The organism is Pseudomonas sp. CH61, assembly GCF_059429415.1.
In genome coordinates, this window is record NZ_CM182098.1 from 2734351 (window position 1) to 2746893 (window position 12543).

A 12543-nucleotide genomic window follows, 5' to 3' on the forward strand; every position below is an offset into this window, starting at 1 on the left:
GCTCGCTCCCACAGTTTTCTTCAGAGCACTATGACGAAGCAGCGCAGCACGTTACAGATTCACCTGAAGCGATAAAAACCATATCAGGGCGCGGCAGAACGCCGCAGTCAGCCCGTCAATCTGATCCGCACAAATCTAAGATTCCTGAGCCTGTTTTGTTTCTGGCGGGGTTTCTACAGTGCAGCTCATGCCAGACCGGGTGGCCTGGCAAGACTTTGCAACCGTGGATGAACTGACCATGAGCACAGCAACAATCGGACAGGCTTACAACTACAAGGTCGTCCGCCAATTCGTCATTGCGACGATCTTTTGGGGTGTGGTGGGCATGGCGATGGGGGTTTTTATCGCCTCGCAACTGGTGTGGCCAGAGATGAACCTGGACCTGCCATGGACCACCTTCGGCCGACTGCGACCGCTGCACACCAGCCTGGTGATTTTCGGATTCGCCGGCAGCGCGCAATTCGCCGCCAGTTACTACGCGGTGCAGCGCACCTGCCAGGTGCGGCTGTATTCAGACAAACTCGCCGCGTTCACCTTCTGGGGCTGGCAATCGGTGATCGTGATCATGCTGATCACCCTGCCAATGGGCTACACCACCACCAAGGAATACGCCGAGATCGAATTCTCCGGCGCGGTGTGGATGGCCGTGGTCTGGGTCGCCTACGCCGTGGTGTTTTTCACTACCGTGGTGCAGCGCAAGACCAAGCACATCTACGTCGGCAACTGGTTTTTCGGCGCGTTCATTCTGGTGATCGCCATGTTGCATGTGGTCAATCACCTGTCGATTCCGGTGGACTGGTTCAAGTCCTATCCGGTGTATTCCGGGGCTACCGACGCGATGGTGCAGTGGTGGTATGGGCACAACGCGGTGGGCTTTTTCCTGACCACCGGCTTCCTCGGGATGATGTATTACTTCGTGCCGAAACAGGTCAATCGGCCGGTGTATTCGTATCGTTTGTCGATCGTGCACTTCTGGGCGCTGATCACCCTGTACATCTGGGCCGGCCCGCACCATTTGCACTACACCGCGCTGCCGGACTGGGCGCAGTCACTGGGCATGGCCATGTCACTGATCCTGCTGGCGCCGAGCTGGGGCGGGATGATCAACGGCATGATGACCTTGTCCGGTGCCTGGCATAAGTTGCGCACCGACCCGATTTTGCGCTTCCTGGTGCTGTCGTTGGCGTTCTACGGCATGTCGACGTTCGAAGGGCCGATGATGGCGATCAAAACGGTCAATGCCCTCTCCCACTACACCGACTGGACCATCGGCCACGTCCACGCCGGCGCCTTGGGCTGGGTGGCGATGATCACCTTCGGCGCGACCTATCACATGGTGCCGAAAGTGTTTGGCCGCGAGCAGATGTACAGCACGCCGCTGATCAACCTGCACTTCTGGTTGGCGACCATTGGCACGGTGTTGTACATCGCCTCGATGTGGGTCAACGGCATCACCCAGGGCCTGATGTGGCGGGCGATCAACGAGGACGGCACGCTGACCTATTCGTTTGTCGAAGCGCTGCAGGCCAGTCATCCGGGGTTCATCGTGCGCTTTGCCGGCGGGGTGTTTTTCCTCACCGGGATGTTGCTGATGGCTTACAACGTGTGGCGTACGGTGCGGGTTGCCGACGTGGCATTGGCCCACCGTGAAGCGCAGATCGCCTGAGGCAGGGAGCCGCTCGTGATGGAGATTTTCTTTGATGTGTTGGGCGTGGTGTTTCTGTGGCTGGCCGTGGAGTACTGCTTGCGGCGGGAGACGGCGGACAGCCTGGATGAAGCGAGCATGGTGCCGTTTGCCGATGACCCGGAGGTGGCGCGGCGGGTGGAGCTGGCAACCGGTAAAACCGTGAAAGCGGTGGCGCCGGAGGTGGCGAAGCCGGGGTGGGTCAATCTGGAGATGTGAGGGGTGCCAGGTGGGCTGCCCTCACCCTAGCCCTCTCCCAGAGGGAGAGGGAACTGACCGAGTGGTTTGTTCGAGTTACGCCGACCTGAAATATCTCGGGTGAATGCAATCTCAAAAACAACGAAGATCGGCTCCCTTTCCCCTTTCCCCTCTCACCCGGAGGGAGAGGGAACTGACCGAGTGGTTTGTTCGAGTTACGCCGACCTGAAATATCAAGTTGAACTCAGGTTTTGAACAGCACTCGGTCTGCTCCCTTTCCCCCTTGGGAGAGAGCGAACTGACCAAAGTGTCTTTTCGGGTACACCGACCTGAAATATCCAGTCGAACTCAGGTTTTGGCCATCCCCCAATCGGCTCCCTTTTGATCTGGCTTAATGATTCTGGACACCCCTAAAGGGCGTTAATCTACGCCCAACGACGAGGTGTGATTTGACCAGACGATATTTTTCGACAGATTTCAAACGGGATGCGGCTTGCCTGGTTTTGGATAAAGACTATTCGGTGAGTGAAGCCTGCGAAGCAATGGGCGTGGGCCCTACAGCTCTGCGTCGCTGGGTTGAGCAACTGCGTGCGGAGCGCAGTGGCAAGACGCCTGAGAAGTCCAAGGCCATGACCGTTGACCAACAACGCATCCAGGAGCTGGAAGCAACAATTCGACGGATTGAGCGCGAGAAGGAAATTTTAAAAAAGGCTACAGCTCTCTTGATGTCGGATTCCCTCGATCGGTAAGGCTGGTCGAGGAGTTAAGCGAGCAATATCCAAGATCCGAGTTGTGTGGCGTGTTTGGTATCAACCGCAGCAGTTATTACGAGCGTCTGAAACAGCGGGCGAAAGTGCATGTCGGGCGCGATCGCCTAAAGATCAAGGCTGCCGAATTACATGAGCAAAGTCGCGGCTCAATGGGCGCGCGCAGCCTGTCAAAAGCGCTGTGTAACGAAAAAGAGTCGGTAGGTCGTTACATGGCTCGTAGCCTGATGCGCGAGCTCGGTTTGAAGAGCCAGCAACGGCGCAGGCATCGGTACAAACCCAGCGGTGCGGAGGCGCAATACGCCCCCAATCATTTGGAGCGTAAATTCAAAGTCGAGGCCCCCAATCGAGTGTGGTGTGGCGACGTGACTTACATTTGGGCCGGTACTTACTGGGTTTATCTGGCTGCTGTACTTGATCTGCATGCCCGCCGCATCGTCGGCTGGGCGATGTCCAGAAGTCCGGATTCAGCTCTGACCTGTCGAGCGTTAAAGATGGCTTTCGAGTCGCGAGGACGCCCTGAAAACCTAATGTTCCATTCGGATCAGGGCTGTCATTACAGCAGTAAAGTGTTTCGTGAAACGCTGGCGGACATGCGCATAAAACAAAGCATGAGTCGACGAGGAAACTGCTGGGACAACGCCCCGATGGAGCGTTTCTTTGGCAGTTTGAAATCTGAATGGATACCCAAGGCTGGCTACCGAAACGAAGATGAGGCCAGTACCGATGTATTGCGCTACCTGACCCATTATTACAATCGGATCAGGCTGCACAGTCACAATGGCTACCGAACTCCGGTGGACATGGAGGCCCTGGCGGCATGAAAAAGGGTAAAACCCTATAACCGTGTCCAGTATCGTTTGACCAGATCACTTTCCCCCTCGCCCCCCTGGGGGAGAGGGCTGGGGTGAGGGGGTAAGCTCTTGATCTTAACTACGGTCGCGAGGAATCAGGCTTTGCAGTTGTTGGGCTAGGAAGTTGGCGTCGAAGGCAAACGTATCCGGATCCTTCAGCCCATTGGTCTTGCGCCACTGCCACTCACCGTTCGGCAGCCCTACCAACGAAATGCTGCCATAACGCGCCGCCGTCAGCCCCATCACCGCCAATGAAATCTGCCCCGCGCTGCCCATCACATCCGGCACGAACTCCACCGGTTTGCCGGCAATCACAATGCTCAGCTTTTCTGTTTTGAAGGTCGAGGTTTCCACTGGCGTGCTCGGCCCGAACGCGACATAAGCCTCACGACTCACCTCCAGCAGGTTCGGTGCCTGCACCGGTTCCAGCCATTGCTGAATATCGCCGAACAGCGCAGTAATCCGCGATGCCCAGGCGGCCGATTGCGTCTCGAACAGTTGCTTCTTGTGCGCTTCGCTCTCGGCGTAATGACGAAGCATCTCGCCCAGTTGTTGTACGTCGTCCATAGCGGTGTTCCTCGGAAAGGAGCTGCAAAGGTCGATAGTGGCAGATACCAACCCCGGCGTACGTTTAACCTGCACCAGGCCCGATGAAGCACCATGACACTTGCGTGAAAGATCAGCAGTACAGTCACTTGCTGCTGGCATCGAATGTTGAACAACAGGAAACTCCGGACACACCTGAACGCTCGACACTGTCATTTGCCTGAGGACATCCAATGCGCACCATCGGCCTGATCGGCGGCATGAGCTGGGAATCCAGCGCCGAATATTATCGACTCATCAATCAGCAAGTCCGTGATCGTCTCGGCCCGCTGCGCTCAGCGCAATTGCTGATGTACAGCGTCGACTTCGGCCCTGTCGAACAGGCCCAGCACGCCGGGCGCTGGGACGATGCGGCAGCGATTCTGGTCGATGCCGCGCGCAGGCTCGAAGCCGGCGGCGCGGAATGTGTGGTGCTGTGTACCAACACCATGCACAAGGTGGCCGAACAGATTCAGGCGGCTATCAGCATTGCGTTTCTGCACATTGCCGAACCGGCCGCACGCGCTGCGCTGGAGATTGATGCTCGCACCGTCGGCTTGCTCGGCACGGCATTCACGATGGAACAGGACTTTCTCAAGCAACGTTTGATTGCTCAGGGTTTGACGGTATTGGTGCCGGACGAAGCCGAGCGCAAGGACGTGCACCGAATCATCTACGACGAACTCTGTGTTGGCGTGATCAGCGATCAGTCGCGAGAAATCTATCAGCGGGTCATCGAATCCCTCACCGCGCGCGGCGCTCAGGCAATCATCCTCGGCTGCACGGAAATCGGCCTGTTGCTCAAACCCGAACACAGCGCCCTGCCCCTGCTCGACACCACCGAGCTGCATGCGCAGTCGGCGGTGGCGTTCGCCTTGGGCGACTGATTCAGGTCTTCGGACGACTGCGCAGGCGGGCCATGCTCAGGGTGTCGACCCATTGCCCGTCGCGCACTGCGTAATCGCGAAACAAGCCTTCGGTTTCGAAACCGAATTTGCGGTAGAGCGCGATGGCGGCCTCATTGTCGGCGTAAACCGAGAGTTCGACGCGGTGCAGATTCATCCAGTTATCGGCAACCTCCAGCGCCGCTGCCAACAGCTTCGAACCGACGCCTTTGCCCTGCCACGCCACCGCAACGCCCATACCGAAACTGCCGGCATGCGCCCGGCGCATCCGTGAATGAGCCTCCAGCCCCAGATTGCCGATCACCACACCCTGATGCAGCGCCACCAGCTTCACCGCCCGTTCGTTGTCCGCCAGCAGGCGCTGGCGCCAGACCTCAACGGACTGAAACGGCATCTGCAGCACCTGGCGAGCCACGGCTGGATCGTTGTACAGCGCGGTGACGGCCTCTACGTGTGATTCGTTGAAACGTTCGAGGTGGATGGCGGGGTTGTGGTCGGGCATGGCGGATCCTTCCTTGATCGATGAGTGGCTGATGACTCTAGACCGCACCTGACCCGTATGGCGAGAGCAAAAATGGTGGGAGCGAGCCTGCTCGCGAAAGCGATTTTTCAGTCGCCGACTCATCAAATGACAAGAACACGTGACCGCCTCACTCCCTTACCATCCGTCGGATTTCGGTCCGCACCTGTCAGATCTGACAGGTGCGCAATTCCTTTTAAAGCGCTTTGATTGTTCCTGTCCAAACACAATGCAGGAGCTTGAACATGACGACTAACAATGAGCCGCAAACATCTGCCGTCGCACTAACGCTAACGTCGACCAAAGTTTTGCCCAACGGTATCGAAGTTCGCCAGCTAGAAGCCACATCAGAAAAAGCCGTTGTCATAGGCGATACCACTGCCGACGGCTCGGGCGCAGAATCGGAAGCAAGATCACTGACCGGGGTTTCCGAACTCGTAGTGGACATCTCCCCGATCAAATTATATTGGATAACACTGTCGATCGCTGGCACCGGATTACCGTGGACACCGACCGGCGCAATACCTTCTCTATCCCGGACGGTCAGAAAAGCTACAGGTGGTACACCCCCTATCACCTACACATCATCCAGGCCTGAAATTGCAACGGTCAATGGTAATGGCGACATCAGAGGACTCCTCACAGGTACTGCCACGATCACGGTTCAGGATTCAGTGGGTCAAACCAAGGTGATCGATATTACAGTCGACAACCCGAGACGCAGGGTGCTTTGGAATAAAACGCAGATGACCCATGCACAGGCCCTGGCATGGGCAAAAACAAACCCCGGATTTACCCCGTTCTTCCGCGCATCAAACACAATAGACGATTATGACGGATACGAGGATATTCATAATTTTTATGCGGGATTCGAGCCTAACCCTGCTGGATGCGATGGTGTTACGACAAGACAAATCATATGGTATCTCCTGGATGGGTCGATGTGGGGCGGTTGCGTTTCACCGTCAACTTTGGGCACTTGCATTATTACCGTCCCCGACTGAAAACCCTGGCTGGACGAAGACGCCCCCTGAGAGATCTCCGATTTTTCGTGAACAAAATCAACAAGCTGGAATATTTGAAGAGACCTGCATGAGAAGGTACTGGACGGCGGATCCCGTTGCGGGTTTGAGGCTGGATCTGAGAATTCTACCTTGCGCCCTTTCATTCAGGTTTCGCAGCGGTTGATCGGGCGGTTTCGCTAGCAGGTTAGCTCCTACAGTTTTCCAGGGTGCTCACAAAATCCGGACTCATTACAAATCCCTGGGCGAGCTGGCTTGCCAGCGATGGCGGCGGATCAGTTGATATCAATACCGGTGGCCAGACCGCTTTCGCGAGCACGCTTGCTCCCACAGGAAAATGCGTCAGGACTGAAACCATTCTTGACGCTCATTGAAGGTATGGTGGATGAGGTCGGTCAGGGTTTGGACTTCGCTGATATTTTGTGAGTCCGCGTTGACCGCCAGCCACGCCTGCAATTGCATAGGCTCTTCGAACAACCCCGGTAGCGCAATCAGGCCTCGATCAAACCGGCTCATATACGCCGGCAATAAACCGATGCACGCGCTGCAGCGAATCATCTCCAGCATCAATTCATAGGACTGCATCTGCACCACCCCGGCCAACCGCTGTGCAACCAACTCATTCCACGGGCGAAAGCTGTCGATCTGGCGGTCGTGTTGCCATTGCACCAGCATGAAATCGGCGAGGTCGTCGGGGGTGTCCGGGCGGGCGGTGACGCGGGAGTAGCGTTTGGCGATGTGCGGCAGGTAGTCGAGGCGTGCCAGCGCTTGCGGTTCGCTGGTGGCGAAGGTCGGGCCGGGGTGTGGGGTTTCGCCGTTGGCCAGCCAGAGGACAACGTCGGCGCTGACGGCGCGCAGGGACAGTTCGCTGTCCAGCGCGATGATTTCCAAACGTACGCTGGCATTGCGGCGCAGCAGTGCGATGAGGTCGCGGCCGAGGATGTCGTGGAGGATAGATTCGGCGACGGCGAGGCGAATCAATGGTTGTTCGATCACCGGGAGTTTGCGTTCGTTGGCCAGTGCTACCAGTTTGGCCTGCAGTTGCTGGCCTTCGCGGGTCAGGCTCAAAGCACTGCCTTGAAAGCTGAACAGCGTGTGTTGCAGTTCTTGCTCAAGCTGCGCCAGTTGTTTGCGTAGCAAGGTCGAGCGCACGTTGAGGCTGCGTGCGGCTTGCATGAAGCAGCCGCAGCGGGCGCTGACCAGGAAGTATTGGGCGACGTCGGCGTCGATGGTCGCGGCATGTGCGAGCCACGGTTCGCCGTTTTCGTGTGGCCAGCGGTAATCGGTACTGCCCTGTCGTCCTGCGGGTTCGGTGAATGACATCGATGACTCCCTGTCGATCTTTGTATTTGTCGTTACGCAATTCCCCTGTAGGAGTGAGCCTGCTCGCGATAGCGGTGTGTCAGTCGACATTTCTTAACCTGACACACCGCTATCGCGAGCAGGCTCACTCCTACAGGGGGTTTGTGGTGAAACCGAGATTAGTGTTTTTCCTCGAGGACTTTGTTGAGTTCGGCGCCGTCGATGCTCAGCGTGGCGGTGTTGAGCATGCCGTCCAGATAGGCTTGGGCGATTTGTTCCTGGCGCTGCGCACGCAGGGCCTGGGTCAGTTGATCGCGCAGTTCATCGAGGGTTGCGGTGCGTGCAGGCTGTTGCTCGGTGAGTTTGATCACGTGGAACCCGGCGGCACTTTGAACGGGATCGGAAACCGCGCCGACCTTGAGCCGCGCCACGGCGCCACGCACTTCCGGCACCAGTTGCTGCAACGGTTGCAGGCCGCTATCGCCGCCGCGTTCAGCGGTGACGCGATCCTGTGAATATTGAGTCGCCAATGCAGCAAATTCTGCCGGCGTCGTCTGGGCTTTTTTGCTCAGTTCGAGCGCCTGTTTGCGCACCGATTCAAGATTCTGCGGATCATTTACGCCGAGGAAAATCTGACTGACCCGATACAACGCCGGCGTCTGCCAGTTCGTCTTGCCGGCGTCATAAGCCTGCTGCAATTCAGCCGCACTCGGATAATCCGCCGGCACTTGACTGACCGAACGCAAGTAATCACGGAACACGATCTGCTCAGTCGCCGCCCGGGTCTGCCGCGCAACCTCGGGGCGCTGCGCCCAACCCTGCGCATCAGCCTGCTCCAGCACCGCTTTCTCGGCGAGACGCGTGCGAATCCAGCGCTCCAGCGCCTCACGATTGCCGCGCAATTGTTCGCGGGTTTCCGCTGGCACCGTCGCGAGCAGGGTCTGAAGTTCCGCAGGGGTTACCTGCTGATTACCCAACCGCGCCAACGCCGGCCCCGTTGCAACCGTCGCCAGCGTTGACGATTGCTGGGCGGCGACCGGGTCACTGCCCGGCCGCACCACCAGCGCCACGGCCACCACCAACAGCGCCACAGCGGCGGCGCTGATCACCATGGCAGGCTTTTTCACAGCGCGACTTCCTCTTGCTCGGCGACGGCGACTTTGGTGGTCTGCGCGCTGCCGTTCTGGGTGAAGTCACGCAGATAAACGATGAACTCCTGCAGCAGACGATCCCACAATTCCAGGTTGCCACGCAGGTGATCGTTGCTCACGCCCGCCGCCACCACGACGTCCATTTCCATCACCAGAAACTCGCCCTGCAACGACAACCGCGCAAAGCGACGGCTGGCGTTCCACTGCTCGGCCACACCCTGTGGCAACTCACCCTGCACGCGCAGCGCACAGCTGAAGGTGAAATCGACGTAGCTGCCCTGCTCCACCGCCGGATTACCAAAACGCACGGCGTAACCAATGCCCTGACTGGCGCTGAGCAACTGGACGATGCCGTTCTGTTCGGTCTGGTTCACGCGATAACCGGCGGCTTGCAGGACGTCGGTCAGGGATTGTGGGGAAACATGGCTGATCAATTGAGTCATTACTTCTTCCTTGTCTATCAGTGCGAAAGCGCGGCTTGCGGCGCGTCGAATTGAGTCTTGTAAAGGTCATCACCGAACCCCTGGGCCAGTTCATCGAACTTGACCCGGGCGCTGCCCGCGAAGGGCTGGCGGATCTTCATCACCTCGGCCACGTCGATGTTTTCGTAGGCAGTGAGGATCTGCTTGGCGACGCCGTACATCTGCTGATTCTTGACTGAACATTGCTGCACTTGTGTGTCACGTTCAGCCAATTGCGCTTGAAGCTTAGACCGTTCTGCCTCTTTGGCACGGGCCATGACCAGCAACTCGTCATAGGCCTTTTTGAACTTGCCGGTCTGCTCGGCGCTGGCCGCCACTTGTGCCTGCGCCTGGCTGTGCAGGCTTTGTTGCTGTCCGGCCAGTTGCTCGGCGACGCCTTTGGTCTTGGCCAGTTCGGCAGTCAACTGCTTGATTTGCGCCTGCGCAGCCTTGGCCTCGTTCTGCGCCGCCAGTTGCGCGGCGCTGGCCTGGGCCTGCTGACTTTGCAGGGCCTGCAACTGTTGCGTGGTGCTGCGCAATTGCGTGCGCAGGCGTTCTTCCATGCCTTCGGCATGCGCTCCAGTGGCGATCAAAAGCCCGAGCCCGAGCCACACAAATCGCGTTTTCATAACCCTCTCCCGGCGCCTTAGAAGCGCGTGTTGATCTCAAGCTGCAAGACGTCGATGTCGAACGGCGCGCCGTACACCGCTTCGGTGCTCATCCAGCGACCAGTGGCGTAAACGTTTTTCGCCAGACCGTAGTTGCCGCCAATGAAATAACCCTTGGCGTTGGTGCCGCCGAGGTGGAACGACGAGTCGTTGAAGCCATCAGGCAAGGCATCCGGCTGGATGTACTTGTAGCCAGCGAACATGTTCCAGTCGCCTTGCTTTTTCAGGTCCAGCGCGCTGCCGAGGGTGAACTGCACCATCCACGCATTGGCGCCGCTTTCGATGTCGCCGTTGCTGTCGAGGTTGTTGACGATCTGCCCGGCCGAACGCTTGCGCATGTCGCCTTCGTCGTACGCGAGGTTGTGGATGTAGTTGCCCTGGCTGCGCAGTTTGAAATCTTCTGGCAGGTCGGCGTCCCACACCACGTTCAGATCAAGCAGGTTGAATTCCGAAGCGAGACCAACAAACTGCGGCTGCGGCGTGGTGGTCGGGTTGAGCGGGTTCGGCGTGATGTCGCGCAGCAGGAACACGCTGTTGCCCTTCTGCATGAATGCCGCACGGCTACCGTCGCTGTCGCAGCCCGGTGCGCCGGCCCACGGTTCGCAAGGGCTGGAACGCTGGCCTTGAATGTCGTCGAAACGGTAGTAAGCCAGCGCACCTTTCAAGCGGTTGTTGCTGTTGATCGCCCATTTGGCGCCGATCTGCGCGCCGTACAGCCACTTGTTGTCGCTCTCTTCCTTGTCGAAGCCGTTGCTGCTGGCGGTGTCGTTGGTGTAATCCACCGGGAACGCACCGACGGTGCCGAACACGCCCCAATCGCGGTTGAGTTTGTGGTCGAAAATCGCCGCGACACCGTCGAAGTTCAAATCGTTGGAATAGAGCATGTCGGTGGACATGAACGGGTTGGCGAAGCGCCCGCCGGTCAGGGTCAATTCATCCGTAGGCTTCCAGTTCAGGTAGCCCTGATCGAGCCAGATGTCCTTCTTGGCGAAACCGCCGCCGAGGTTTTGCGTGGTCGACACCGGGTTGTTGTCCGAACCGGTGCCGATGCGAATGCCGGCAGTCCATTGCGGCGAGATCTCGGCTTTCATGCCCAACCGTGCGCGGATGCGAAACTGATTGGTGCGGTCTTCGCGGGTGTTGAGCAACGGCGGCAGATTGGTGCTGCTGTTCGGGTTTACGTCGTACGGGCCGTTGTTGTTGAGCTTGGCGAAGTCGACGATCTCGTTGCTGTTGCTGTCCGAGTAGTAGCGCGACTCGTCGCGCAGACGAATGTCGCCGTCGAAACTGATGCGCGCAGCCCATTCCGGGAAGCTGTTGGGCGCGGCCCAGTTTTCCTGTTTGGCGGTGGCCATGACTTCGGCTTTGACCTGATCGCGGATCTGGTCGCGCACCGCTGCCGGCACATATTGCACGCGGACATCGCCCGGCGCCGCCACTGGCCCGGCCGCCACAGCGGTGGATGCCGCAGCCTGTTTCGCCTGCGCTGCTTCGCTCTGCGCCTGAGCGATCAGCGCGTCAGCCTTGTCCTGTTTCAAAATGCCCTGCTCGACCAGCAAGCGGATCAGATTGATCGTGGCGTTCTCCGAGGGCGCAGGCGCAGGCGCTGCCACGGCCTGACCGACCAGGGTCGCAATGACCATGCCGACCGCCAGGGACAATCGATTCACGTTGGAAATCATCTGCACACAACTCCTTTTGCCAAAGCGTAAATAAATGAATTAACCCGGACGCCGCCCTTGCAGGGACAGGCGCACAGGCAAAGTGATGGAGGCCGGTGGCCGTTCGCTCAGCGCCGGTGCGCCACGCAGCGCGGCCAACACTTGCGTATCAATCTCGGGGTTGCCGCTGGACTTGATCAGCTCGACGCGGGTGATCTCGCCGACGCTGCTCAGCCAGACATCGGCCTGCAGCGAAAACGCGAGGTTGCGCAGCTCGGGGTTCTCGCGCAGCAAACGCTGGAAGGTGAACGCCAGAAACTGGCTGTACGTCCCAGTGCCCAGACGCCCACCGCCAGCACCGGCCATGCCGCCACCCTTGCCCGCGCCGATGTTGAAAGCGTCATTGCCGCTTTGAGCATCACCGTCCATTTGCATCGGGTTGGCCAGATCGTCCGCCGGCGATGGCGGCGCTTCTTCCTCGGGCTTGACCTCTTCCGGCTCCGGCGTTGGCTCCGGCTCGACGACTTTCTCTTCCACCGGGGTTTCCGGCTCCGGTGGTTTTTCTGGCGGCGGAGGTGGCGGTGGCGGCAACGGAATGATCGTCGGCACCTTCGGCGCTTCGCGGCGGATGCCGCTCATGTCATTGGCCCACTGCCAGAGGAACCACGCAGCGAGCACGCCGATGAGCAATCCGGCGCCCCACTTTGCATAACGCAGCGCTGGCTTTTTCACCGGCAGCGGCTCGATCGGGAGTTGTGCGGTCAT

Annotated in this window: 13 protein-coding genes; 5 read left to right on the plus strand and 8 right to left on the minus strand. The window is 58.8% G+C overall.

The window, feature by feature from the left end; genetic code table 11:
- Positions 1 to 238: 238 nt before the first annotated feature.
- The 3 genes from ccoN (at position 239) to AC5SEM_RS12160 (ending at position 3473) form a co-directional block, all read left to right on the plus strand.
- Positions 239 to 1666 (plus strand): cytochrome-c oxidase, cbb3-type subunit I, encoded by a 1428-nt coding sequence (ccoN, locus tag AC5SEM_RS12150; protein WP_116033033.1) that lies wholly within the window; start codon positions 239 to 241, stop codon positions 1664 to 1666.
- Between the two features lie 18 nt (positions 1667 to 1684).
- Complete coding sequence (locus tag AC5SEM_RS12155; protein WP_123375400.1) at positions 1685 to 1903, plus strand: cbb3-type cytochrome c oxidase subunit 3; 219 nt, start codon at positions 1685 to 1687, stop codon at positions 1901 to 1903.
- Positions 1904 to 2331: 428 nt separating this feature from the next.
- A protein-coding gene (locus tag AC5SEM_RS12160) for an IS3 family transposase (protein ID WP_320413090.1) occupies positions 2332 to 3473 on the plus strand; the annotation gives its coding sequence in 2 pieces (ribosomal slippage) (positions 2332 to 2593 and positions 2593 to 3473; 1143 coding nt in all).
- 105 nt (positions 3474 to 3578) lie between these two features.
- On the opposite strand, the gene AC5SEM_RS12165 is transcribed toward AC5SEM_RS12160, so the two are convergent.
- Positions 3579 to 4070 carry a hypothetical protein gene (locus tag AC5SEM_RS12165; RefSeq protein ID WP_495473113.1) on the minus strand — a complete coding sequence of 164 codons (492 nt, stop codon included), beginning with the start codon at positions 4068 to 4070 and terminating at the stop codon, positions 3579 to 3581.
- 212 nt (positions 4071 to 4282) lie between these two features.
- Here AC5SEM_RS12165 and AC5SEM_RS12170 point away from each other — a divergent pair, with 212 nt between their 5' ends.
- Positions 4283 to 4975 carry an aspartate/glutamate racemase family protein gene (locus AC5SEM_RS12170; RefSeq protein ID WP_495473114.1) on the plus strand — a complete coding sequence of 231 codons (693 nt, stop codon included), beginning with the start codon at positions 4283 to 4285 and terminating at the stop codon, positions 4973 to 4975.
- Position 4976: 1 nt separating this feature from the next.
- On the opposite strand, the gene AC5SEM_RS12175 is transcribed toward AC5SEM_RS12170, so the two are convergent.
- Positions 4977 to 5495, minus strand: a complete 519-nt coding sequence (locus tag AC5SEM_RS12175; protein ID WP_495473115.1) for a GNAT family N-acetyltransferase — start codon at positions 5493 to 5495, stop codon at positions 4977 to 4979.
- Positions 5496 to 5758: 263 nt separating this feature from the next.
- Here AC5SEM_RS12175 and AC5SEM_RS12180 point away from each other — a divergent pair, with 263 nt between their 5' ends.
- The gene (locus AC5SEM_RS12180) at positions 5759 to 6517 is read left to right on the plus strand and encodes an Ig-like domain-containing protein (RefSeq protein WP_116033028.1); all 759 of its coding nucleotides are present in this window, start codon (positions 5759 to 5761) and stop codon (positions 6515 to 6517) included.
- A 360-nt stretch (positions 6518 to 6877) separates the two neighbouring features.
- Here AC5SEM_RS12180 and AC5SEM_RS12185 read toward each other — a convergent pair whose 3' ends face one another.
- From AC5SEM_RS12185 to AC5SEM_RS12210, 6 genes are all read right to left on the minus strand, one after another.
- Positions 6878 to 7858, minus strand: coding sequence for a LysR family transcriptional regulator (locus tag AC5SEM_RS12185; RefSeq protein ID WP_495473116.1), 981 nt, complete (start codon positions 7856 to 7858; stop codon positions 6878 to 6880).
- 158 nt (positions 7859 to 8016) lie between these two features.
- A complete protein-coding gene (locus tag AC5SEM_RS12190; protein ID WP_495473117.1) occupies positions 8017 to 8964 on the minus strand; it encodes a peptidylprolyl isomerase in 948 nt (315 codons plus the stop codon).
- Entirely contained in the window at positions 8961 to 9431 is a 471-nt protein-coding gene (locus AC5SEM_RS12195) for a YbjN domain-containing protein (protein WP_495473118.1), read from the minus strand. The genes AC5SEM_RS12190 and AC5SEM_RS12195 overlap by 4 nt, the downstream gene beginning before the upstream one ends.
- Before the next feature lie 17 nt (positions 9432 to 9448).
- Complete coding sequence (locus tag AC5SEM_RS12200) at positions 9449 to 10078, minus strand: DNA repair protein (RefSeq protein WP_495473119.1); 630 nt, start codon at positions 10076 to 10078, stop codon at positions 9449 to 9451.
- Positions 10079 to 10095: 17 nt separating this feature from the next.
- The gene (locus AC5SEM_RS12205) at positions 10096 to 11799 is read right to left on the minus strand and encodes a putative porin (RefSeq protein WP_495473120.1); all 1704 of its coding nucleotides are present in this window, start codon (positions 11797 to 11799) and stop codon (positions 10096 to 10098) included.
- A 39-nt stretch (positions 11800 to 11838) separates the two neighbouring features.
- Entirely contained in the window at positions 11839 to 12543 is a 705-nt protein-coding gene (locus tag AC5SEM_RS12210; RefSeq protein ID WP_495473121.1) for an energy transducer TonB family protein, read from the minus strand.